Raw genomic sequence first — 24,255 nt, forward strand, 5'->3', positions numbered from 1 at the left:
CAACTTATGGGGGTCAGTTCACAGCTAATATACAAGCTAGCGCGGTTTTTTATATAAAGTGATTTAAATTATATTAAGCGTTATTCAACTGACGTGCGGCTTCGAGGGCAAAATACGTCAAAATCCCATCAGCGCCCGCCCGGCGGAAACCAATCAAAGATTCCAAAATTACTGCATCGGTTAGCCAGCCGTTTTGAATGGCCGCCATGTGCATGGCATATTCGCCAGAAACTTGATACGCAAAGGTTGGGACGCCAAAGGTGTTTTTAACTTCGCGGATCAGGTCTAAATACGGCTGACCGGGTTTAATCATCACCATATCTGCGCCCTCGGCTATGTCCATCGCAACTTCGTGCAGCGCTTCGGCGCGATTACCAAAGTCCATTTGATATTGCTTTTTATGACCGCCTTTTAAATTGCCCGCACTGCCAACGGCATCACGGAAAGGGCCGTAATAAGCAGAAGCGTATTTGGCAGAGTAGGCCATGATAGCGGTATTGACAAACCCCTCGGCTTCAAAGGCATCACGCATGGCTTTGATACGGCCATCCATCATGTCACTTGGCGAGATAATATCAGCGCCAGCGCGGGCGTGAACGAGGGCTTGCTTGACCAAGACTTCAACGGTTTCGTCATTGACGACATAGCCGCTGTCATCGAGCAGCCCGTCTTGACCGTGTGAGGTATAAGGGTCTAGCGCCACATCGGTCATTACCACCATCTCTGGTACGGCATCTTTGACTGCTTTAACGGCGCGCGCGCTTAAGCCATTTTCATCATAAGCAGCTTTACCATCTGGCGTTTTTAATGAATTGTCAATGACAGGAAAGATATCGATGGTCGTCACACCTTCCGCTAATAATTCTTTAGCATAGTTAATCAGCAGATCAATCGATAGGCGCTCAACGCCGGGCATACTAGCGATTGCTTCGCGCTTGTTTTCGCCTTCTAAAACAAAAACAGGAGCGATAAAGTGCTTAGGATGCAGCTCAACTTCACGAATCATCGCGCGAACGTTATCGTTATAGCGCAGGCGACGTAGGCGAGTTTCAGGGAATTGACGGTTAAAGGTATAAGTCATGAGGTTTCCTTATTTGTTTTTCATCATTGTTATTTATCAGCTTGATTAAACAAGCAGTTTTAAGACCTATATTTTTATAAAATGGCACAGCTAAGGTATTAATAGGGGCGTTAATGGTGTTGCTACTACTATAACCAATAGTCGCTATCGAAAGCAAAAAGCCCTACCAAGTCGGTAGGGCTTTTTGTACATAACGACTGTCAAGGTGAGGAAAATGACCTCACAGCGTCTAGGACTGTTTAAGGTTCAACAATCTGCGTCACCGGTACTTGCTCAACATTGGCTTCATTAACAGTGGTCTTTTCAGTGACCACGCCTACGGCAGCGTCTGTTTTGCCATCATTATTGACATCAACCACAGCAATTGGCTTGAAGGTTGCCTTTTCTGTTGGCTGTGCTTGCTTAATCGCTTGCGCTTCTTGTGCAGAAGCCACGCGTGCAGAGCTGGCTGCATCGATGGCCTCGACCGCTTTTGCTTTATTGCTATTGGCAGGTAAATTCACCAATTGCACTAAGTTTTTATGCGGCACAGGAATGACGGTTGGCACATCAAGATTGGCACCGCCGCCTAGCGCTTGGTAAAGCTCGATTTGACTAATGATTTTTTGCAGTTCTAAGTCCAAGATGCCTTGCTGCGTTGAGAATAACGAACGCTGCGCATCGAGCACGTCTAGGTAGTTGGCAATACCCGCTTTAAAGCGCGCATCGGCAATCTGATAGGTTTGCTCAAAGTTATCTTGCAGACGGTACTGCGCGGCCAGCTGATCGCCTAAGGTTGCGCGCGTGGCTAGGACGTCTGATACTTCGCGGAACGCCGTTTGGATAGAGCGCTCGTAGTTTGCTAGCGTCTGCTCGCGCTCAATTTTAGCAACGTCATAATTGGCATCTAAGCGGCCCGCATCAAAGATAGGCACGCTAATGCGTGGACCAAATGACCAGCCGACCGAACCACTCTTAAATAAATCATCTAAACTGCCACTACTCAAGCCCACGCTACTGGCGAGGCTGATAGATGGGAAGTAAGACGCGCGCGCTACTTCAATGTTAGCGCCCGCTGCTTTTAGATTGTACTCTGCTTCTAGCACATCGGGACGATAGCGCAGCAGCTCACTTGGTAAGCCGGCGCTAAATATCTGCTGGCTGGTGATATTGCTGACCGCAGGGGCTGGAATAAGATCGGTTGGAATAGGGCCGCCGACCAAAAACTGCAGCGCATTACGCGACCTTAAAATACTGCTTTGCGCCTGTAGAACGGCAAGTCTGGCGTTTTCTAATGACGCGCTGGCTTGTAAAGAGGGCAGTTTAGGGTCAATGCCCGCTTCAAAGCGTTTATTGGCAATAAATAAAGATTTCTCACGACTCTCAACCGTGGCTTCTGCCAGTTTTAACTGCGCAAGGCTATAGCTTAAATTGGCATAGCTTTGAGCGATATTACTAATTAGGCTGATTTGGGTGGTGTCTTTCGCTGCGGTGGTCGCTAAAAAGTTTTGTAACGCCTGTTCTTTTAAACTGGCGATTCTACCCCAAAAATCTAACTCGTAATTGGCAAGACCAAGGTTGACATTATAACTGTCGCCTGTAACGCCCCTTTGGCGTTGGCGAGAATAACCTGCTTCACCATTAATACTTGGTAGGTCATTAAGATCAGTGATTTGATATTGAGCGCGCGCGCGCTCGATCGCTAAACGCGCACTTTCAAAGTCTTTGTTATTCTCTAATCCTAAGGCAATCAGCCCCTTGAGGCGCTCGTCACTGTAAAAATCCTGCCAGCGCTGCGCAGCAATGCTTGGTTGATTGGCGCTACTGACAGTTTCTTTATCGAACGCGTCATAGTTTTGCTCGATAGGCACGTTTGGCTCAGCGAGGACAGGGCGCATATCCGCTTTTGGAATGGTATTACATGCTGCCATGCTTAAGGCCAAAGCGGTTAAGCCAATCAGACGACCGCCAGTTTTGCGTAGCACTGCTAGCGCTGGTTGGGCAGTGGTAGCTATATCTGCTACCGCTGCTGAGCTTAAGGTAAAAGTTTTTTGAGCACTCATTGTGTATTATCTCCAAAGCTTGCAGGCTGATAATTTTCAGAAGGCATTGGGTCAGAAGGCGTTGGGTTGTGCGGGCCAGGTGTACCATCGTTGCCGTCATCTTTATCGTTTGGTTTATTATTCTCATGTTTATACGGGAATAAACTACGTACCCAAATAAAGAACATCGGAATAAAGAAGATACCTAAGAATGTCGCGGTGACAACACCACCAACCACACTGGTACCGATGGCGTTTTGACTGCCCGAGCCAGGACCTGTGGCGATGAATAATGGCACAACACCGAGCCCAAAGGCAAGTGAGGTCATGATAATTGGGCGCAGACGTTGACGCGCCGCTGTCATGACGGCTTCTTTTAGACTGTAACCTTCTTCTTGGTGCTCTTTGGCAAACTCAATAATCAAGATGGCGTTCTTAGCTGACAGACCAACCACCGTGAGGAGACCAACCTGCAAGTAAATATCGTTATTAAAGCCGCGTAGCCAGGTAAATATCACCGCACCTAGTACCCCAAGCGGGATAACCAATAGTACAGAGAAGGGAATAGACCAGCTTTCATACAGAGCGGCTAGACATAAAAATACCACTAAGATTGATAGCGCATAAAGCATAGGCGCTTGTGCTCCTGACTTTTGCTCTTCAAGTGACATACCCGTCCACTCGTAGCCCACACCCTCAGGTAACTTCGCCATCATCGCTTCCATCGAGCTCATCGCTTCACCCGTACTAAGACCAGGCGCGGCACTTCCTTGGATATTCATTGATGGTAAGCTGTTATAACGGGTCAGACGCGGAGAGCCTGATTGCCATTCGCTGCTAGAGAAGGCATCAAATGAAATCATTTCACCAACATCATTACGTACATACCATTTGCTGATATCCTCAGGATTGGTACGACTGCTTGGCTCACCTTGAACAAACACACGCTTAATACGACCGCGATCAACGAAGTCATTGATATAACTTGAGCCCCAAGCGGTAGAGATTACGCTATTAATATTAGCCAACGATAAACCATAAGCTGCGGCCTGTTCTTGATTGATATTAATTTTTAACTGCGGCGCATCTTCTTGACCGTTTGGACGCACGCCCGTCACTTGATCATTTTGCGCAGCCATACCCAGCAGCATATTACGCGCTTCGAGCAGCCCATCATGACCAACGTTACCCGTGTCTTGAATCATTAAATCAAAACCACTGGCGTTACCAAGTTCGGTAATAGCTGGCGGTACAATCGCAAAGACTTGCGCTTCGTTCAACTGGGTAAAGAAGTAACCCATGGCACGACCAGCAACCGCTTGGGCAGTATTTTCTTCGCCAGGACGATCTGCCCAGTCTGTCAAGCGCACGAAAGCCAGACCCATATTTTGGCCTTGACCAGCGAAACTAAAGCCTGCCACAGAGAACACAGAAGCGACGTTGTCTTTTTCTTGCGTTTCATAGTACTCAGTTACTTTGTCTAGCACGTCTTGCGTTTCATTAAGCGTCGCACCAGCAGGCAGCTGAACTAAGGTAAACATAATACCTTGGTCTTCTTCCGGTAAAAACGAGCCTGGAATACGTAAGAATACCACGGCCATAACACCAATAATGGCAGCATAACCAATTAGATATAACCACTTAAAGCGGAAGCTTTTGCCAACCGAATTTTCATACTTACGGCTGACTTTATAAAAAGAGCGGTTAAACCAACCAAAGAACCCTTTTTGATTGTCAGTTGTACCTTTTTCATGACTTTTACTACGTTTAAGTAAGGTCACACATAGGGCAGGGGTAAAGATAAGCGCCACAAGTGCCGACAGTACCATGGCGGTAATCAAAGTAATGGAGAACTGACGATAAATAACACCAGTTGAGCCACCAAAGAACGCCATCGGTACAAATACGGCTGATAGAATCAAGGCGATACCGACAACGATTTTACTGATCTCGCCCATCGATTGTATCGTCGCGTCTTTAACCGAAATATGAGGGTTTTCCTCCAAGATACGCTCAACGTTTTCGACGACAACAATGGCGTCATCGACCAGTAGACCGATGGACAATACCAAGGCAAACATGGTCAATACGTTGATACTAAAACCAGCGATATATAGGACCGCAAAGGTACCAAGCAGAACCACAGGGACGGCAAGGGTTGGAATGATAGTAGCACGCCAGTTCTGTAAGAAAATGAACATAACGATAAATACTAAAACAATCGCTTCAATTAACGTTTTGACAACTTGCTCAATAGACAAGCGTACAAATGGTGTGGTGTCATAAGGGACAACGGTGGTTAGATTTTTGGGGAAGTTCTTTTCCAGCTCCGCCATACGAGCGCCAACGGCTTCACGGGTTTCAAGCGCGTTTGCCCCACCTGCCAAAGAAATACCAAGACCAGCAGAAGTCTGTCCATTATATAGAGCAGTCACACTGTAGTTTTCACTACCGATTTCCACATCTGCGACGTCGCCTAAGCGCACTTTCGCACCCGAGGTATCAGTTTTTAATAAAATATTTTCAAATTCTTCAGGCGTCTGTAAATAACTTTGCACCGTAACGGTGGCGCTGATGACCTGTCGATCCGTATCCGCAGGTGCTTGTCCTAGCTGCCCAGCAGAAACCTGCGCGTTTTGCGCACGTACGGCGTTGACCACATCAGAGGGCACCATGTTATAGCTACGCAGACGAGCAGGGTCGAGCCAGATACGCATGGCATACGCTGAGCCGAATACCTGTACTTCACCCACACCTTCCACACGGCTTAGCTGATCAACGACGTTTGAGTTGATATAGTCAGCAATATCGCTGTTATCCATACTGCCGTCTTCAGAAATAAACCCTTGTACCATCAAAAAACTACTAGAGGATTTATTAACGTTGACGCCTTGACGCTGCACGGACTCAGGTAGCGAGCTCATAGCGGCTTGCAGTTTGTTTTGGACTTGTACCTGCGCGGTGTCAGGATCTGTACCGTTTTCAAAGGTCAGCGTCACTGACGCGCCACCGTTTGACGAACTTGACGATGACATATACATCAAGCCATCAAGCCCTTTCATACGCTGTTCGATAATCTGCACCACTGAATCTTCAACGGTTTGCGCGTTGGCACCAGGATAGCTTGCGCTAACCGAAATGGTCGGCGGTGCAATACGTGGATACTGCTCAATCGGTAAGTTAATAACCGATATTACCCCGATGAGCATGACCAAAATAGCCATCACCCAAGCAAAAATAGGGCGATCAATAAAAAAACGTGACATAGTATATTCCTAGTCTTCCTATCTTTGAATGGAATTAGTTAGCGGTAGATTCTGCTGGCTTTTTGGCAGCGGCATCTTTACTGGCTGGCTTATCCATCGCTTTTGCAGCTTGCTGCGGCGTTTGAGCAGTAGCAGCGCCTGGCTTAGCAGGGGCGGCATTCGGGTTTTCTAATGGTTTAGCAACGACTTCTTGCTCCGGCTTCACTTTTGAGCCGCCGATGATCACCAATTTATCTCCTGCTTGTAAGCCGTCAGTGACGACCCACTGATCTTTATAGGTGCCATTAATAGTGACAGGACGTACTTGAATTTTATTATTCTCATCAACGATATAAACTTGCGGTTCGCTTTTTGGTGTACGCATCACCGCGCTTTGCGGTACCAATGCAGCATTGGTGATGACGCTTTGGGTTAAGCGTGCACTGACGTACATCCCCGGTAGCAAGACATTATTAGGGTTGGGGAAGACGGCGCGTAAAGTCACCGCACCCGTTGATTCATCAACTTTTGCTTCTGATAGAGCAAGCTTGCCGCGTACCGGATAGACCGAGCCATCCTCTAATACCAATTCAACCGAATTCATGCCTGCTTGCGCTTTGCCGGCAGAGATTTGCTGGCGTAATTTAAGCAGCTCAGAGGAGGACTGGCTGATATCGACATAGATAGGGTCTAAGCGCGAGATAGTCACCAGAGGGTCAGGTTGACCGGCGCTGACCAAAGTACCAGCGGTCACGCTAGAGCGATCTGTACGACCTGCGAGGGGCGCCCGTACGATAGTACGGTTGAGATCTAACGTACTTGCCTGTAAGTTTGCCTTCGCGGTTTGAATGCCCGCTTTGGCGCTCTCAATACCAGCTTCAGTTTGTCCGATAGCCGCACGCGCACTTTCGACGGCCGCTTGCGCGGTGCGCACTTGGGTGACGGCTTGGTCATATTGCTGCTTTGAGATAGCGTCAATATCAATCAGCCCTTGTAAGCGTTGTAAATCGTTTTGAGCCTGCGCCAATGAGGCTTGGCGACTGGCCAGCTCGGCTTTGGCATTGGCATTATTGGCCAGTGCTGTTTGATAATTGGCTTCGGCTTGTTGGATCGCTGCCTGCCCGCTGGTAATGGACGTCGCGTAGTTATCGGTATTGATACGATATAAGGGCTGGCCTTTTTTGACGTTGCTGCCCTCACGGAACAATACCTCGTCAATAATGCCATTCACCTGTGGGCGAACGTCGGCGGTTTGGTATGCCGCCGTACGACCAGCAAAGGTTTGAACTTGAGGTACGGTATCTAAGGTGACAGTCTGAACGTTGACGACGGCAGGTGGCATCTGCTGCTGGGCGGCTGCACCAGCGGCGTCCTCGTTTTTGTCACAGCCGACCAGTACAGCGCCAGATAGTACAGATGCTATTACAAGCGCAAGAGTAGAGTGCTTCATCAATGTCCTCGGCAGTATAAATATCAAATAATTACAGTATAAAAAGTTTATGGATGAATCTTAACAGGATAAATATGAAAAGTAATATGCCTTTACCGTTGCCAATCTATTAGCTATTAATCAGGTAACAATCGGATAAGCAAATTTAAAGTAATGGATGATTATAAACTATAGGGTATACCCCACAGTCAAGAAGCAAAAAATCGTCTTTGTTCTTTGCTAACGCCTTTTTGCTTAATAAATGCGTAACAAATACCGATAATACAAGCATAACGGCAAAAGTAAATTATAAAATTCGCAATGAATAGTAAGATAGAATATTGTTAAATTTTGTTTTTTTAACAGAGATGAGAAGATAGTAGCAAGAAAAGCGTATAAAAATACAGTAAAAAATAGAATGGACAGAAAAACACTATTTTAGCAATACTTAATTGTGAACGCTGAAATATAAAGATATGTTACGCACTGGTGAGAGGGATTTTACTATCAGTGAAGAGAAGGCTGTACTATCACAGCCATGATCTCCTCGCTTATTTGGCTTACTATTCTCAAGTAAAACTTAACCTAGGATTTAGTAGTAAAACATTTTTGCTAAAGGTTTGCGGGTTACGCGCTTTAAAAATAAGCAGAGTTAATTTAACCCCATTTATAATAAGCGCGCGCTGGCAAGTTCCGTCAATTGATACAAGCCATGGCGATAGCGGTTGTCAGGCAGGCTGCTAAGCGCTTGCTGGGCAAGTTTAGTTTCCTCCAAAGCGCGTTGCTTACAGTATTCAAGCGCGCCTGAGCCGCGTACCAGATCGATAAGCTGCTCAGCGTTTGGGGTTTTGCCCGTTTGCACCGCAATGCGCAATTGCTCATAGCCAGCTTTATCGCTATCTTTTAATAACTCAAGCGCTTTGATAGTTGGCAGCGTTGGTTTGCCTTCAGCCAAATCATCACCAAGGTTTTTACCCATCACCTCGCTATCGCCGCTATAATCGAGCACGTCATCGACGATTTGAAAAGCGTTACCGAAATGCTGACCAAAATCCGCCAATGCTTGCAAATACTCCGTTTTATTTTGCAAAATAGCCGCGCCTTGGGTTGCCATCATAAATAGGCGCGAGGTTTTGCCATCGATAATATTGAGGTAGTCTTGTTCAGTGGCTGCAGGATTGTGCTGATGCTGTAGCTGTAACACTTCACCTTCGGCGATATCACAAGTGCCATCGGAGAATACCTGCAATAACGGCAAGCTTTGAAAACCAACCAAGAGGTTAAAGGCACGAGCAATCAGATAATCACCGACCAGTACGGCGGTGGCATTATCCCAAGTAGCATTGGCCGTTGGCTTACCACGGCGCTGCCCTGACTCATCAATCACATCGTCATGAACCAGCGTTGCGGTATGCAGCATCTCTGTGATCGCCGCCAAATGCATGGCTTGCTGCGATGGCTCATCATTAAACATCCGCGCGCACAATAAGGTAATCAGTGGGCGCATGCGTTTACCGCCGGCATTAATCACGTGCTGCGAGACGCTCATCACCAGCTTAACTTTGGAGTTCAAACTACCAAAGACCTGCTTGTCCATAATGTCAAAATCGTCAGCAACGATGGCTTGAATGTCAGCATAGCTTGGAATATCAGCATGGCTAGGCGTACTGGTTGAGGTCATTAATGGTGTGGTCGATGTCGCAGCAGCGTTAGATAAAGAATTACTGGTCATAATGGGTCGTCATACCAATGAAAATAAAATAAGTTTGGAGAGCTATCTACTGATAATCATGTCTATAGCTACATGTCTGTAGCTGATAGTGCCTATAGCCACGATGGCTCATAGCGAATAATAGTAAAGCTTTCGTTTGACGCATCATAGCATAGCTGTCTGGGTCAATGGTTGATTTAAGTATAACAAAAAGTAAGATAGGCCTTTTAATCTGGCGGCTTATTGCTCATTTTTTTTATAATACATAAAATATAACTGATTAGATTTTTTTAATCTCTAACAAGCGTTAGTAAAATTCTGTTAACAATCCTTGTCAATAGAGCGTATATTTATAAAATACTGTAAGTTACTGATTATATAAGCTATAATAGCTGCTGTTAAATTTTAACCAGTGATGTCGATATATTATACTTGAGTAGTGATGTTTTTCTTAGCAGTGGTAGCTCATACCTTTGTTAATCAAGCACATCGCTTTTTATAGCTAAATATATCGACCAATATGATTGGTATTACCACCTTACAAAAACAAGAGGCGCGGCTTGCTTTTATGAGCAAAAAGCCGTAGAATCTTGCCTTTAATTTTTCCCTGTCGTGTTCGTTATCGAAGCGTTGATATAATATCAGCCACGGCACACGGGTTAAACGGAGTCATACAATGTACGCAGTAATCAAAACTGGTGGTAAACAGCACCGTGTTGTCGTCGATGAGCTTTTAAAAGTTGAATTACTAAAAGCAGAAAAAGGCGAAACAATCAAACTTGAAGACGTGTTGATGGTTGTTGACGGCGATAACGTCAAAATCGGTCAGCCTGTTGTAGACGGCGCAAGCGTAGAAGTTGAAGTGGTTGAGCATGGTCGCGGCGAAAAAATCCGTATCATCAAGCACAACCGTCGTAAGCATTATCACAAAGAGCAAGGTCACCGCCAATGGTACACCTTGTTAAAAATCAAAGCCATTAATGCCTAATTACCCATTTAGCGATTATTGCTAAACCAGTGCACTAAATGCTTAAGAGTTATCGCATCAGCGATAAGTCACATTAACAAGGAGATTTTCTCATGGCACATAAAAAAGCTGCCGGTTCGACTCGTAACGGTCGTGATTCAAACCCAAAAATGCTCGGCGTAAAAATCTTTGGTGGCCAAGCTATCACAGCTGGTAACATCATCGTGCGTCAACGTGGTACAGAATTCCACGCAGGCGAAGGCGTTGGCATGGGTCGTGACCATACTTTATTTGCCCTAAATGACGGCGTGGTAAAGTTTGCGACTAAAGGTAAATTCAACCGTCGTTATGTTATGGTTGAAAGCGCATAATTGCCCATCTGAGTTATTTTAGTGGTTAACTAAAATAATCTGATGACTAAAAAAACCCTTATTACCCTCTGGTAGTAAGGGTTTTTTTATGGCGCCCATTTACATAAAAAGTAGTGAATAAACAGATAAAGTAAAGAATAAATAGCGTTAAATGCTATGTAACGCTGCTGGTTACAAGCGTGTATGGCATCGGTAGTAATGATTGCAAATTATGACTAGGCGCGTAATAAAAAAACTGGCACACTGTCTGCATTGTTTAATCACGCCGAATTTATGGCGTGTGATAAGCACTTATTGAAAACAAAAATTTTAATTAGAACGTTTTATTTTTATGCTATTTTGCATTTAAAAGAGGATTGATAATGACTGTATTAACGAAACACGCGTCTAAACAGGCCACTACGCTAAAACAAAAAGTGATGGGCGGGGCGTTAGCGGGCGTGCTAATGACCACCCTTGGCGTTGCAGCACCGATGATGGCGTTGACGCAAGCAGCAACGGCGGCACCAGCGGATAACTTGACCGCTGCCAAACGCTTAAATAAGCTTTTAAGCAATACCAAGAGCATGACGGCTAACTTTAGCCAAACCACTAAAGGCGCAAATAGCGGCACCTTTAGCGGTACCATGAGTGTCCAGCGTCCAAATAACTTTCGCTGGGAAACCAAATCACCGTCAGAGCAGCTGATTGTAGCAAATGGCAGCACCATGTGGGTTTATGATAAGGATTTGGAGCAAGCGACCAAGCAAAGTGTCGATAGCCAAGTGGGCAATACCCCAGCGCTACTATTATCAGGCGATCCAAGCAAAATTGATAAGAACTTTAAAATTACCCAGCCGTACGCCAATAAAAACTACTACGTGCTATATCCAAAATCAGACAGTGCCAGCTTTAAGAGCTTATCAATGAGTTTTAGCGGCGGTAAACCTGTCATGATGGTTTTAAACGATACATTAGGACAAACCACGACGATTAAGTTTAGTGGTATTAAAATGAACCCAAGTATCAGCAGTAGCCAGTTTAAATTTACTCCGCCAAAAGGTGTTGATATCATTAATCAATAATAAAATGATCAGCAACGTTTTGTTCAGATAATAAAAAAGACACGTCTATAGGGCGTGTCTTTTTTTAGGCAAATAAAGCTTTAAAAATAGAGCGATAAGAACAGTTACTTTTTAAGTCATTGCCTTAAGCGAATCCATATCTGGCAATGGCGGTAGCTCATCTAAACTGGTCAATCCAAACGCATCTAAAAATTGCGCTGTGGTATGCAATAAAGCAGGGCGCCCCAAGGTTTCTTTGTAACCTTTCTCTTCAATCCAGCCTTTATCAAATAACTGGCGCAAGATATTACTCGATAGCGTTACGCCGCGCACGTGTTCGATGTCACTACGGGTCACAGGCTGCTTATAAGCAATGACACTCAAGGTTTCAAGTAGGGCTTGACTAAGGCGCTCTTGACGCTGCGGAAAGATGCGCTGGATTAAAGCGCTATAGTCGTCTGCAATTTGCAAACGATAACCGCTGGCAGTTTCATGTAAGCTCAGCACGCCAGTAGCTAGACGTTGCTGTAATAGCGCCAGTGCTTGCGCAAGCTCTTTAGTAGATAATGACAGATACTTTTGTAAGGCATTGGCAGTAAGCGGCGCTTCTGAGGCGTGCAAAAGCACCTCAATATACTTGCTGATTTCTGCTAAATCTTGATGCTGCTTATCTGTCATTACGTGTATTCTCTATTTAAAACCATTAAGCCAGCCACTGTAACGTTAATTGTCCTATGGGGTAATCTGCTGCAAGCTCATTCTCAGTAGCAGCATCGTTAGGGCGCCTTTCTAAATCGGTATTTACAACATCAACCAATTGCCGTTTCATGAGCTCAAGCACAGCGACAAAGCTGACGACCACGCCAATTTTACCTTGGGTTTTATCTAGAATCTCATAAAAAGAGCGTACCCCAGCCGCACTTAGCTGCCGACTAATACTGGCGATACGGTCAGAAAGGGGCACGGCATCCACCTTAATATTATGCATCTGATAATCGGGCTGCAGCTGCATTTTAAATAAGCTATCTATCAACAAATTCGGTGAGTAGCTTGGTAACTCCGCATTCATAACCTCTGGGCTTGGCATACTAACCAGCGCCAAAAACACATCGCGCTCAAGGCGGATTAGATTATCCAAACGCTGACTGACCACTTTGATTTGTGCATATTCTTCGAGGCGCTCAATCAGCTCAGCTTTTGGGTCACGTTCATCGCTCGGCGTTTCCGGTTTTGGCAGTAGCAGCTCAGTTTTAATCGCAATCAAGGTCGACGCCATCAGCAAATAGTCACCGGCCAATTCAAAATGCTCGGTATCCAGCTCACCAATATACGCCAAATACTGCTCGGTGATAGGCAGGATAGGCATTTGAGTTAAATCAACGTTATTTTTTTTGACCAGATACAATAAAAAATCTAATGGCCCAGCAAACTGCTCGAGCCAAATGGCGAACGCTTGCGGCGGTACATACAAATCTTCAGGCAGATGCTGCACGGGTGTCTGATAAATGCGCAGCGCCATATCATTATTGATTAAAATACGATGTTCGCCATTGTTTTCCATAAGCTTAGAGTTTTCACGCACGCTTACGGAAAACGCGGCCTTTGGTAAAGCCGCTGTTTCATTTTCCAATACAGTTTGCACCTTTAGCATCCGTCCTGATTACGACAAGTTAAAGTAATTGAAGGCTTACTTAAGCTTGGCAAGTGGACGAATACCAATAGCGCGGCGCGTTTTATCGAGCTGTTTACGGCTATGACGACGGGCTTTTTCTGCGCCCATTTGTAAGATTTCTTCAAGCTCTTTTGGATTGGCCATCAATTCTTCATAACGGGCGCGAAATGGCGCAATCTCGCTATTTATTTTATCAAACAATGCTTGCTTAGCATCGCCCCAGCCAATACCCGCGGCGTACTGCGCGCGCATATCAGCAATTTCTGCTGGCGTGGCAAAGGCTTTATAAATCTCAAAAATAGCAGAATCGTCAGGGTCTTTTGGCTCAGCTGGCAACTGCGAGTTGGTGACAATTTTCATGATGGCTTTATGCATCTGCTTTTCAGGACTAACCTGCGGATTGGGCTCGCCAAATAGCGGAATGGTGTTGCTATAGCTTTTGCTCATCTTACGGCCATCAAGCCCTGTTAAGAGCGGGATGTCTTCATCAACGACCGCTGTAGGTAAGGTAAAGAGGGGCTTATAACGATGGTTAAACGTACCCGCAATGTCACGTGCCATCTCAATATGCTGTACTTGGTCACGTCCGACAGGCACATGGGTAGCATTAAACATCAAGATATCGGCCGCCATCAACACTGGATAGCCAAACAGACCCATATTGATACCTTGGTCAGGATCGACATCGGCTTTTTCGGTATTGATATCAACCGCCGCCTTATAAGCATGCGCACGGTTCATCAGGCCTTTGGCACATGAGCAGTTTAAAATCCAAGCAAGCTCTGGAATCTCTGGCACATCAGACTGCCGATAAAAGGTCACGCGCTCAGGGTCAAGACCGCAGGCAATCCAAGTCGCGGCAATGATTTTGGTCGATTCGTGAATGACAGCTGGGTCATAACAGCCGATAATGCCATGATAGTCGGCCAAAAAGAAAAACGCCTCATCATTACTATTTTGGATAGATTGAATCGCTGGGCGAATAGCGCCAACGTAATTACCCAAATGCGGAATACCTGTTGGTTTGATGCCCGTTAAGATACGTTTGCTTTCTTTGTTAGGCGCGTCTATCGCTGCGTCAGTTTGATTGCTCATGAAAAATCCGTGGTTGGTTTAATTTTTAACTGATTAGATTGTTGTTTGTTTAATCTCAATTATTAAGTCGGCGACTCAATTTAATGGCACAAATTATAACAAATTTACCGACTGCTTTGTTTGTGTTTAAGGGCCTACTTATAAATATCGGTACGACCATTAGGGCCATTTTTAAAGCGGCGATGGAACCACATCCATTGGGTTGGATCAATACGAATCAACCCTTCTAGCACTTCATTAACGCGAGTTGCGTCGGCAACTTCATCATTGCTTGGATAATTGTCCAGCTCTGGTGTGATGGTTAGATGATAATGCGGGCGTTTTCCCTTTGGTAGGTTATCCGGTGTTTGCCGATAAGTATGCAGGGCCATGAGTGCGGGCGGGTTTTGCTTATTGCCTAATTTTGCCATACGCCGAGAAGCGGTAATGGTAGCAGCGGGCACGCCAAAGAATGGCGCCATGACGCCTTGTTTTAAGCCATAATCTTGGTCAGGTGAGTACCAAATCACGTGCTTGGCTTTAATAGAATTGACGAGGCTACGCATATCACGGCTGGCAATCTGCTTGCCAAAAATGTTGGTGCGTCCATTATAAATAAACCAATCAAGGAGCGGATTATTTTGCGGACGATACATACAGTCGGTAGCGAAAAACTGCGTGCAAAGCAAACCGCCAAGATCGAGCATCGTATAATGAGCCCCGAGTAAAATAACAGGGCGACCCTCGTTTTGAGCATTTACCAAGTGTTGCAAGCCCGAGATGGAAACCGTACGGGTAAAAATATTGGGGCGAAACCAAGCGCACAAAGTTTCAAACACGCCGATACCTTGATTGACAAACACCTGCTTTGCCATCAGTTCGCGCTCAGCTTCGGGCTTTTCTGGAAAAGCCAATCTTAAGTTAATTAAGGTATCGCGCCTGCGTGAGCCTGCGACTTTATAGATGAAAATACCCAGTTTACGGCCCAGCCAAAACTGCCAACGCAGCGGTAAATATATCGTCGGCAAGAAAATTGCCAGTAACAGCCAGATACCCCAATATTGCGGCAGCAAAAATTGCCATTGAAAGGGTTTCTTATTTGCTTGCGCCGTTTGCTTATGCGTTTGCGTCACCGTGGGCATGCCGGCCGGGATGGCTGGTGACTTAGCCATGTTGCTCTGTTTATGATGCTGGCCTGTCGGCGGTGGCACATCAGTTTTTGGTGGTTTATTAGGATCGTATTGTTCGGGGGCTTTCATAATGAGGACAGTGTAATAAAAGTTATTATTATGATGGGGGAGCGCGCTCCAGTTTGCAAGCAGGTTTTGCTAAAGTGAACATACAGGGCAAACCTATGGTTAGGATACCTAAAAAGCCATCGCTAAAAAACCGTCTTTAAAAAACAGGCATAAAAAAACCTTATAAACTGTGACCAGCTTATAAGGTTTTGCAAATCTATTCTTTTACTTAATACGGCTATAGCGACTCCGAGAAAAAGACGATAGCTGTAAAAAGAGCAGAGATAGCTTTGATTAACGTTTTGAGAATTGTGGACGTTTACGTGCTTTACGTAGACCCAATTTCTTACGTTCAACTTGACGTGAGTCACGAGTGACAAAGCCAGCTGCTTTTAGAGTAGATTTGTTGGCTTCGTCAAGCTCAATCAAGGCACGCGTGATGCCGTGACGGATTGCGCCAGCCTGACCACTAATACCGCCGCCTTTTACTGTGATGTAAAGGTCGTAATCAGTAGGTGATTCAAGGAGTTCTAAAGGCTGACGAACAACCATACGCGAGGTTTCGCGGCTGAAGTACTCATCAAGTGGTTTGCCGTTAACAACAATGCTACCAGTACCTTTTGCTAAAAAGACACGAGCGGTAGAAGTTTTGCGACGACCAGTTCCGTAATTGCGTTCCATAAGTATATCCTTAGATGTCTAGTTCTTTAGGTTGCTGGGCTTCATGTGGATGTTCTGTACCCGCATATAGTTTCAGCTTTTTGATCATCGCGTAGCCAAGAGGACCTTTTGGAAGCATACCCTTAACCGCTTTGTGTAGAACATCTTCAGGCTTATGTGCAATCAGCTTGGTGAAGTTGGTTTCTTTGATACCACCTGGGTAGCCACTGTGACGATAGTATTTTTTATCTTGCGCTTTTTTACCCGTTACCGCGATTTTTTCTGCATTGATGACAACAATAAAATCACCAGTATCTACGTGAGGCGTATAAGAAGTCTTATGCTTGCCACGTAAGCGACTAGCGATTTCGGTAGCTAAGCGACCAAGGGTTTTGCCGTCAGCATCTACGACATACCAGTCATGGGTCACTTCAGCTGGTTTTGCACTAAGTGTTTTCATGATAAAACCTTAAAATTAGAATTCGTTGAGAGTTTAGCTGGGAACGGGGCTCTCAAAAAACAGACTGCACATTATAAGCAGTAGCGCCTACGCTTGCAAGCTGCATTGGGGTTTATTTTCGCCTTATATACATTAAACTGCAGCGTTGGCTAGTTTTTTAGCGGTTTTAAACATTTACAAAATTTGTTAATGGGTATCGTTAACCTGACAATTATGACGAGGATAAACGATAAAGTCCAGCGACAACTTGGCCAACTTTCGTTTGTTTTAAGCACTCAAAACTCATCATACCTTGCGTAGTCTCTGCTTGAGAGTCGGGATTTTCTTGCAAACGATTAATCAGCTGATGCAGCTGAGCGGTTAAATCTTTATTCGCTTCTAAATAAATCAGCGTTTCTGTGGTAATGAGTGACTGCTTAAGCAGTGCCGTTAAGATAGGTTGCCATAAATCTTGCGCATAAGGCGGATCGATAAACACGATATCAAAATGACGCTGAACGGACTGGTCTTGTGTTAAAACCTGCTCAGCTGTTCCTTGAATAATTTGATAGTTACTGGCATCTAAGTGTAACTGCTCGGCACTTTGGCGCAGCATGTTGACTTGTGCCGGATTTATTTCGATAAAGGTAGTATGCGCCGCGCCGCGCGATAGGGCTTCAAAACCCAAAACGCCGCTACCAGCGCAGCTATCTAGCACTCGAGCGTCATGAATATCGGCAGTCAACCAATTAAACACAGTCTCACGCAGGCGGTCAGGAGTCGGGCGCAAGCCTTCGGCATCGATAAAGCTGACGATACGGCGCTTATACTGACCGCCGATAATACGCACATCACCCGCTGCTGCATTTTTCGTATTATGGTTTTTCTTTTGTTCGCGATTTTTTAAAGGTTTTTTCATAGTGTTTTTTAGGTATTGCCTTTTATTTGGCGTATTTTATTCAGACGTTGCTGTATTTGTTGCACTCTCAGCCGCCTGTGCCTCGGCTTGTTCTGCGAGCGCTTGCTCTTTATCACGGATGGCATCACGCATGGCTTTTTCAAAGGCTTTTTGGCGCTTGATAGCTCTTAACTCATCAGCTGTTGGCGGTAAAATAGGGTCGGTTTTACGCTGTAGCATCCAATAATCAAACAAGGCACGACCGATAGGCGCTGCAACGGCACTACCGCCGCCGCCATTTTCGACCAGTACCGCAAGCGCGATTTCCGGCGCTTCAACAGGCGCAAAACCATTAAACCAAGCATGATCCCAGTGACGTTTATCGAGGGCCGCTTTATTATAGCTTTTACCTTGGGCAATTGATTTTACCTGCGCTGTCCCTGTTTTACCGGCGATGCGATAGCGCGAGGTATAAATGCCGCGCCCCGTACCTGCCTTGACCGTTTGCTCCATCGCATCGTGCATACGCGTCCAATCAGACGGCTTGCCGTTATATTCAATCTTGCCATCAGGCTTGGTGATCACGTTGACCGCCGCTGCGCCATCGCTGCTTTTTAATAAGTGCGGCGTGATGTGATAGCCCTTATTGGCCGTCATGGCGGTGGCATTGGCAATTTGTAACGGCGTGGCTAAGAAATAACCTTGCCCGATACTGACGGAGATGGTTTCACCCGGCAGCCATTTTTTATCATAAGTGTCTTCTTTCCATTTTGGCGATGGCATAACGCCTGGCTTTTCGTTAGGTAAGTCGATGCCAGTTTGTTCACCAAAACCAAAGCGCACCATCCAGTCGTGAAGGCGCTGAATACCCATTTCATACGCCAATTTATAATAATAGGTATCGACCGACATCATAATGGATTTCTTTAAATCTACCGTTCCGTGGCCACCGCGTTTCCAGTCTCGAAAACGATGTGAATCGCCAGGCAAACTAAAGTAACCCGGGTCATAAATGGTCGATTCCCAGTTACGTAGGCCATAATGAATTCCGCCTAAACCCTCAAAAGGTTTGATGGTTGAGCCGGGGGGATAGGTCCCTTGGAGCGCGCGGTTATAAAGCGGCTGATCAACATCATCACGCAGGGCGCCGTAATCCTTAAAAGAGATGCCAGAGATAAAAGGGTTGGGGTCGTAGCTTGGGTTACTGACGAACGCCAAAACATCACCATTTTTTGGATCAATGGCGACAATTGCCCCGCGGCGACCATCAAGCTGCTGCTGGGCGATGGTTTGTAAACCATAATCTAAACTCAGGGTGATATCATTACCGGCGATGGGCGCTTTGGTGTCAAGTTGGCGAATGATATTGCCGAGGGCGTCGGTTTCTACTGACTGATAACCCGGCTGTCCAAGCAAAATATCTTCATAAAACTCTTCAATACCAATCTTACCGATGAGGTCGGTGCCCGCGTAGCGATCTTTATCTATTCGCTTCGATTCTTTGTCGTTAATACGTCCCACATAGCCAATCACGTGCGCAAACAGCTCATCATAGGGATAGGAGCGGGTCAATTTGCTCTGAATACTGACGCCGCGGAAAAAAGGTTTACGTTCACTAAACTGCGCCAATTGCGCCTCGGTCAAATCAATCTTAACGGTCACAGGGTCATTTTTGGTTTTGCTTAAGCGCGCCAAAATGTCAGTGATGTCTTTTTCAGTAAGATCAAAAATAGGCGCGAGCAGGTTTAGCGTGCGCTCTGGGTCTTCGACTTCATCAGGGCTGAGCATGGCGGTAAACACAGGCTGATTGTCGGCAAGGATAATCCCATTACGATCATAAATATAACCACGGCTGGGCGGCGCAGAGATGAGCTTGATACGATTGTTATCGGCTTGGGTGGTGTATTTCTCGTGGGCATACACCTGCAGATAACCATAACGCGCAATCAAACCTAATAAGCCTACGAACATGATTAGCCCAAGGATAACAATGCGGCTGGTAAAAATACGATTGACCTGTTCGGTATCGGACGCGAGCGGTTTGTTCATATAAGGTCAGTACTCAGACGGTCAGTGAAGCGGTCGTTGATAAAATGATCATTGATAAAGTGTTCGTTGTTAAAGTGAGTATTGATAAAGTGTTCAGTGTTTAATCAGTCAGAGACAGATAAAGCGAAGCGCTTATTTATCAAGGCGCGGTGAGCATAAAGGATAAGCCAAAGTATTTCAATAACATAGCGCGGTGATTTATCAATAAAGGGGCAATTAAATTGCCTACAGTCGGCGGCTAGTCATCCGCGTTAGGCAACCATAAATTATAACAGAACAAAAACTGAAGCGCAGTATTTAGGCGTCTATTTTGCGTGGCTATCTTTACGATTAATGACGGTGTTTTTGGCGCTACTTTTGGTGCCACTTTTGATACTGTTTTCACTTTCCTTTTTGTTGTTGCGTTAAGCGTTTCTACTAGCAAGATTCTTGTGTTTAAAATTACTAGAGGATAGTAAAGGTTTAGAATGGCGAGTAGGGCGCAAAGCGTGTCATCGCTAGTCACAACTTACCGTGGCTCGATGTGTGCTAATACATAGCAAGTATGCTAAAATCAGGCGATTTATTTTAGCGGTTTAATGAGTTAAACAGTACTGAATGAGCAGGTCATTCATTTAACAGATAGTTCATTTAAATAGTTATTGAGGATAGAGCGTTTTTGCTAAGCGTTCTTAATCTACTAAGGATATTTGGTTAACAACGTCAATCATCACCTCAAGGATAATTAGAGTCATGGATGCAAATTCATTGTGGCAGACGATAGCGGCGCATCCCGAGTTTTTTGCTATGCTGACCATTCCACCGGTGACTGCATTCGTCACTTGGATACACGTGTGGATGGCGCTCAAGATGCTGTTTTATCCGATTAAGTTTTGGGGCATTCGGATTCCAAACTTTCCGTTTTTTGGCTTGCCGGGTATCGGCTGGCAAGGTATCGTACCGCGCAAGGCCGGCAAGATATCAGGCGTGATTGTTGATCAGACGCTCTCAAAGCTCGGCTCGCTCGATGAATTCTTTCAGGCGATGGAACCAGAACAGATGGCGGTATTTATCACCGATACGGTCGATAAAAACCTTGAGAATTTGATTGATGAGATTATGCTCGACCATTCGCCCGCGCTGTGGGGCAATCTTCCCTATGCAGTAAAGCGCCGGGTGTATGCTCAAGCGCACGAAGAATTGCCGAGTATCATGCAGTCGTTGGTGACGGATTTGACCTACCATGTCGAAGATTTGGTCGATATGCGTAAGATGATTGTCAATAAAATGGAAAGCGACCGCCGTTTGATGGTCAATATGTTTTTAAAAGTTGGGCAAAAAGAGATCAATTTTATCTGGCATATCAGTGCTTTGATTGGTCTTATATTCGGTATTATCCAAATGTTTATCTTTTTGCTGGTGCCGCAGCATTGGACGGTGCCGTTTTTTGCTGCCATTTGGGGCTTTTTGACCAACTGGATTGCGATTTGGATGGTGTTTAACCCTGTTGAGCCGCATTTTATCCCGTATGTGAAGTTTTTTGCGCTACAAAGCCGTTTCCCCTTTATTAAGCCGCAGAGGCCGCACATGGCGCAGTACCGCTTCCAAGGCGGCTTTATGAAGCGCCAAGAGGAAGTGTCTGAGGTTTTTGCTGAGATTGTGGTCAAAGATTTGGTGACGCTAGAAAACATCATGAATGAGATGATGTATGGTGATCGCGCTGCACAAACGCGCGAGCTGATGAAATCTCACTTGTATAAAGTGTTAGAATCGCCAGTTATTAGCACAACGTTACGTGTCGGGCTGGGTCGCCGCGAGTTTGGGCAGCTAAAAAATACTATCATCGACAAATCCATCGTTGCGACCATGGTGCCGCTGCGTGATCCTGAGCTTAATGAAAGCCGCGCCAGTAAAATATTTGGACTGTTTCGCGACCGTATTCGCGCTTTATCACCCGATGAGTTTCAAAACCTACTGCGCCCCGCTTTTCGTGAGGATGAAATGACCCTCATTATACTTGGCGGCTTGACAGGGTTTTTGGCAGGGTGGTTACATCTGATTTTGGTGTTTTTTCCTGCCATGCAGTGATAAAGCATCGATATGGTCTTTATACACATCGCATACAGAGTGGATACACAAACGTGACAAGTTGACGCTAATGTACCATGCTGTAAGCCTCCTAAGCTGCAATGGCTGGCGAGGTTTATTATCGAAGTTAAGTATATGGAAGTTAACTATATTGTCATAGCAGTACGATAATAGACGAAAATACCTGCAGTAGCGTGTACTGGATACTATCAAATATCCTAAAAACACCACTCCTTAAAATAAACAATGACCGTATTAAGGTAAACAAGGTTAGACCGTATGTTAATCACAGAATTGGGTTATTTTGCCTTGCTGGCCGCCTTTGTATTGGCGATTTTGCAGGTGGTATTACCAACTATTGGTGTTATGAGTGATCACGTTGCTTGGCAGCGTCTTGCACCGAGTTTAGCGTGGGCGCAGTTTGCAGCCATGATTACCTCGTTTGGTGCACTGATGGCAGGCTTTTATTTTAATGATTTTAGCTTGGTCTATGTCACTCAGCACTCTAATACCTTGTTGCCTTGGTATTATAAACTGTCCGCGACGTGGGGCGGGCACGAAGGCTCGCTGTTGCTATGGATGACCATTATGGCCACTTGGTGTGCGCTGGTCTCCTACTTTAGCCGTGGCTTACCATTGACCATGCGCGCGCGAGTGTTAGTGATATTGGCTGGCATACAGACGATGATGCTAGCGATGCTCATCTTTACCTCATCACCATTTGATCGCACGTTGCCAAACTTACCTGTTGACGGGGCAGATTTAAATCCTCTCTTACAAGATTTTGGTTTGGTTATCCACCCGCCGATGCTATATATGGGCTATGTGGGTATGGCAGTGCCATTTGCGTTTTGTATGGCGGCACTGTGGGAAGGGCGTTTGGATGCCGTCTGGACCCGTTGGTCGCGTCCATGGGCGCTTGCTGCTTGGGGCTTCTTGACAGTTGGTATCGCACTTGGCTCTTGGTGGGCCTATTACGAGCTTGGCTGGGGCGGTTGGTGGTTTTGGGACCCAGTAGAAAACGCCTCACTGATGCCTTGGCTGGCTGGTCTAGCCTTGCTGCATTCTCTAGCGGTCACTGAGAAACGCGGGGTCTTTAAAGCGTGGACCATTATGCTCGCCATCTTTGCCTTTGCCTTGAGTCTCTTGGGTACCTTCCTTGTGCGCTCAGGTGTCATTACCTCGGTGCATTCGTTTGCCGCCGACCCAACGCGTGGTCTGGTTGTTTTGGCAATTCTTGGCGTTGTCGTTGGTGGCGGGCTGTTGATGTTTGCCATCCGCGGTTGGCGCTTGACGGTTGAGAGTCAGTATCAACTGATATCACGGGAATCATTTTTAGTCATTAATAACGTCATTATCTTAATTGCAACGTTGGTGGTGCTACTCGGTACGCTATATCCTATCATCGCTGATTCCTTTAATTTAGGTCAGGTTTCTGTTGGCCCTCCGTATTTTAATGCGCTATTTGTACCCTTAACCTGGTTGCTGTTAGTGGCGATGGGGATGGGCTCCAATATCCGCTGGAAGAAAGACAAGCGCCCTCTGTTGGGCGTCGGTATGGCCGCTGTGGTCAGCAGCTTGGTATTAGCGGCGATTATTGCGTATTTTGTAAGCCCGTCTGCCATGCTGAATATCGGCGTGACGCTAGCGGTGAGTTTTTGGGTGCTGTTTTGGATGGCGGTCGATTTTAAAGATAAAACCAAAAATGCGCCGAGTTTGTTTGGCGGTTTAGGTCAATTACGCCTGAGCTACTGGGGTCAGCAGACCGCTCATGTTGGGGTCATCGTGGCTGCTATTGGCGTTGCCTTTACCAGTACTTTGAGTGTTGAGCGCGATGTGGCATTGGGTGAAAATGATGTCGTACACGTGCAAGGCTATGATTTTGAAGTAAAAGATTTTCATGAAGTCAGAGGCAGTAACTTTGATGGCATGCAAGCGCAGGTTGAGGTAACCAAAGACGGTCACGCGGTGGCGACCTTGTATCCTGAGAAACGTACGTATGTGATTAGTATGATGCCAATGACCGAGGCGGCCATTGACGCTAGCCTCATGCGTGATGTTTACGTAGCGCTGGGCGAGCCTATCGCTGAAGACAGTAATAAGTGGGCAGTGCGTATTTATGTTAAGCCGCTGATTCGCTGGATATGGCTTGGTGCGATTATCATGGCCTTAGGGGGTCTGCTAAGTATGCTTGATAGCCGCTACCGGTTTAAAAAGACCAAGACGTCGGCGCAAATGGCAGCCAATAAAACAGGTTTTATCACTGAAGCTGAAATAAGGGAGAAGTAAC

At 45.8% G+C, this 24,255-nt stretch carries 18 protein-coding genes; 5 read left to right on the top strand and 13 right to left on the bottom strand.

Annotated features, from left to right (window positions below):
• Positions 1-73: 73 nt before the first annotated feature.
• The 5 genes from hemB to B4240_RS06890 form a co-directional block, all read right to left on the bottom strand.
• Positions 74-1,081, bottom strand: coding sequence for a porphobilinogen synthase (hemB, locus tag B4240_RS06870; protein WP_296237749.1), 1,008 nt, complete (start codon positions 1,079-1,081; stop codon positions 74-76).
• 239 nt (positions 1,082-1,320) lie between these two features.
• Positions 1,321-3,123, bottom strand: coding sequence for an efflux transporter outer membrane subunit (locus B4240_RS06875; protein ID WP_296237750.1), 1,803 nt, complete (start codon positions 3,121-3,123; stop codon positions 1,321-1,323).
• Positions 3,120-6,368 (bottom strand): efflux RND transporter permease subunit, encoded by a 3,249-nt coding sequence (locus B4240_RS06880; protein WP_296237751.1) that lies wholly within the window; start codon positions 6,366-6,368, stop codon positions 3,120-3,122. Before B4240_RS06880 ends, B4240_RS06875 begins: the two co-directional genes overlap by 4 nt.
• Before the next feature lie 34 nt (positions 6,369-6,402).
• On the bottom strand, positions 6,403-7,797 hold the full coding sequence (locus tag B4240_RS06885) for an efflux RND transporter periplasmic adaptor subunit (protein ID WP_296237752.1): 1,395 nt from the start codon (positions 7,795-7,797) through the stop codon (positions 6,403-6,405).
• A gap of 646 nt (positions 7,798-8,443) precedes the next feature.
• Entirely contained in the window at positions 8,444-9,457 is a 1,014-nt protein-coding gene (locus tag B4240_RS06890) for a polyprenyl synthetase family protein (RefSeq protein WP_296237784.1), read from the bottom strand.
• A 706-nt stretch (positions 9,458-10,163) separates the two neighbouring features.
• Here B4240_RS06890 and rplU point away from each other — a divergent pair.
• From rplU to lolA, 3 genes are all read left to right on the top strand, one after another.
• A complete protein-coding gene (gene rplU / locus B4240_RS06895; RefSeq protein ID WP_296237753.1) occupies positions 10,164-10,475 on the top strand; it encodes a 50S ribosomal protein L21 in 312 nt (103 codons plus the stop codon).
• A 92-nt stretch (positions 10,476-10,567) separates the two neighbouring features.
• Entirely contained in the window at positions 10,568-10,825 is a 258-nt protein-coding gene (rpmA, locus tag B4240_RS06900; protein WP_296237754.1) for a 50S ribosomal protein L27, read from the top strand.
• Positions 10,826-11,187: 362 nt separating this feature from the next.
• Entirely contained in the window at positions 11,188-11,889 is a 702-nt protein-coding gene (lolA, locus tag B4240_RS06905) for an outer membrane lipoprotein chaperone LolA (protein ID WP_296237755.1), read from the top strand.
• A 111-nt stretch (positions 11,890-12,000) separates the two neighbouring features.
• Here the strand turns inward: lolA and scpB are convergent, their stop codons facing one another.
• From scpB to mrdA, 8 genes are all read right to left on the bottom strand, one after another.
• Complete coding sequence (scpB, locus tag B4240_RS06910; protein ID WP_296237756.1) at positions 12,001-12,546, bottom strand: SMC-Scp complex subunit ScpB; 546 nt, start codon at positions 12,544-12,546, stop codon at positions 12,001-12,003.
• A 25-nt stretch (positions 12,547-12,571) separates the two neighbouring features.
• Positions 12,572-13,429, bottom strand: coding sequence for a segregation and condensation protein A (locus B4240_RS06915; protein ID WP_296237786.1), 858 nt, complete (start codon positions 13,427-13,429; stop codon positions 12,572-12,574).
• 126 nt (positions 13,430-13,555) lie between these two features.
• Positions 13,556-14,635 carry a tryptophan--tRNA ligase gene (locus tag B4240_RS06920; protein WP_296237757.1) on the bottom strand — a complete coding sequence of 360 codons (1,080 nt, stop codon included), beginning with the start codon at positions 14,633-14,635 and terminating at the stop codon, positions 13,556-13,558.
• 134 nt (positions 14,636-14,769) lie between these two features.
• Complete coding sequence (locus tag B4240_RS06925) at positions 14,770-15,873, bottom strand: lysophospholipid acyltransferase family protein (RefSeq protein WP_296237758.1); 1,104 nt, start codon at positions 15,871-15,873, stop codon at positions 14,770-14,772.
• Positions 15,874-16,146: 273 nt separating this feature from the next.
• Positions 16,147-16,533, bottom strand: coding sequence for a 30S ribosomal protein S9 (gene rpsI / locus B4240_RS06930; protein ID WP_296237759.1), 387 nt, complete (start codon positions 16,531-16,533; stop codon positions 16,147-16,149).
• A gap of 10 nt (positions 16,534-16,543) precedes the next feature.
• A complete protein-coding gene (rplM, locus tag B4240_RS06935; RefSeq protein ID WP_296237760.1) occupies positions 16,544-16,972 on the bottom strand; it encodes a 50S ribosomal protein L13 in 429 nt (142 codons plus the stop codon).
• A 211-nt stretch (positions 16,973-17,183) separates the two neighbouring features.
• Positions 17,184-17,870, bottom strand: a complete 687-nt coding sequence (gene rsmD, locus B4240_RS06940; protein ID WP_296237761.1) for a 16S rRNA (guanine(966)-N(2))-methyltransferase RsmD — start codon at positions 17,868-17,870, stop codon at positions 17,184-17,186.
• A gap of 36 nt (positions 17,871-17,906) precedes the next feature.
• Positions 17,907-19,898: a penicillin-binding protein 2 gene (mrdA, locus tag B4240_RS06945; protein ID WP_296237764.1), complete on the bottom strand. Its 1,992-nt coding sequence runs from the start codon at positions 19,896-19,898 to the stop codon at positions 17,907-17,909.
• A 732-nt stretch (positions 19,899-20,630) separates the two neighbouring features.
• Here mrdA and B4240_RS06950 point away from each other — a divergent pair.
• Both B4240_RS06950 and B4240_RS06955 read left to right on the top strand, forming a co-directional pair.
• A complete protein-coding gene (locus B4240_RS06950; protein WP_296237766.1) occupies positions 20,631-21,965 on the top strand; it encodes a hypothetical protein in 1,335 nt (444 codons plus the stop codon).
• Positions 21,966-22,244: 279 nt separating this feature from the next.
• Positions 22,245-24,254: a heme lyase CcmF/NrfE family subunit gene (locus B4240_RS06955; RefSeq protein WP_296237767.1), complete on the top strand. Its 2,010-nt coding sequence runs from the start codon at positions 22,245-22,247 to the stop codon at positions 24,252-24,254.
• The last annotated feature ends 1 nt before the right edge of the window (position 24,255 follow it).

This window comes from Psychrobacter sp. UBA5136 (assembly GCF_002414005.1).
GTDB lineage: Bacteria > Pseudomonadota > Gammaproteobacteria > Pseudomonadales > Moraxellaceae > Psychrobacter.

Coding starts and splice junctions, on each gene's coding strand:
- hemB (WP_296237749.1), bottom strand. CDS start 1,081: ATGACTTATACCTTTAACCGTCAATTCCCTGAAACTCGCCTACGTCGC.
- B4240_RS06875 (WP_296237750.1), bottom strand. CDS start 3,123: ATGAGTGCTCAAAAAACTTTTACCTTAAGCTCAGCAGCGGTAGCAGAT.
- B4240_RS06880 (WP_296237751.1), bottom strand. CDS start 6,368: ATGTCACGTTTTTTTATTGATCGCCCTATTTTTGCTTGGGTGATGGCT.
- B4240_RS06885 (WP_296237752.1), bottom strand. CDS start 7,797: ATGAAGCACTCTACTCTTGCGCTTGTAATAGCATCTGTACTATCTGGC.
- B4240_RS06890 (WP_296237784.1), bottom strand. CDS start 9,457: ATGACCTCAACCAGTACGCCTAGCCATGCTGATATTCCAAGCTATGCT.
- rplU (WP_296237753.1), top strand. CDS start 10,164: ATGTACGCAGTAATCAAAACTGGTGGTAAACAGCACCGTGTTGTCGTC.
- rpmA (WP_296237754.1), top strand. CDS start 10,568: ATGGCACATAAAAAAGCTGCCGGTTCGACTCGTAACGGTCGTGATTCA.
- lolA (WP_296237755.1), top strand. CDS start 11,188: ATGACTGTATTAACGAAACACGCGTCTAAACAGGCCACTACGCTAAAA.
- scpB (WP_296237756.1), bottom strand. CDS start 12,546: ATGACAGATAAGCAGCATCAAGATTTAGCAGAAATCAGCAAGTATATT.
- B4240_RS06915 (WP_296237786.1), bottom strand. CDS start 13,429: ATGGAAAACAATGGCGAACATCGTATTTTAATCAATAATGATATGGCG.
- B4240_RS06920 (WP_296237757.1), bottom strand. CDS start 14,635: ATGAGCAATCAAACTGACGCAGCGATAGACGCGCCTAACAAAGAAAGC.
- B4240_RS06925 (WP_296237758.1), bottom strand. CDS start 15,873: ATGAAAGCCCCCGAACAATACGATCCTAATAAACCACCAAAAACTGAT.
- rpsI (WP_296237759.1), bottom strand. CDS start 16,533: ATGGAACGCAATTACGGAACTGGTCGTCGCAAAACTTCTACCGCTCGT.
- rplM (WP_296237760.1), bottom strand. CDS start 16,972: ATGAAAACACTTAGTGCAAAACCAGCTGAAGTGACCCATGACTGGTAT.
- rsmD (WP_296237761.1), bottom strand. CDS start 17,870: ATGAAAAAACCTTTAAAAAATCGCGAACAAAAGAAAAACCATAATACG.
- mrdA (WP_296237764.1), bottom strand. CDS start 19,898: ATGAACAAACCGCTCGCGTCCGATACCGAACAGGTCAATCGTATTTTT.
- B4240_RS06950 (WP_296237766.1), top strand. CDS start 20,631: ATGGATGCAAATTCATTGTGGCAGACGATAGCGGCGCATCCCGAGTTT.
- B4240_RS06955 (WP_296237767.1), top strand. CDS start 22,245: ATGTTAATCACAGAATTGGGTTATTTTGCCTTGCTGGCCGCCTTTGTA.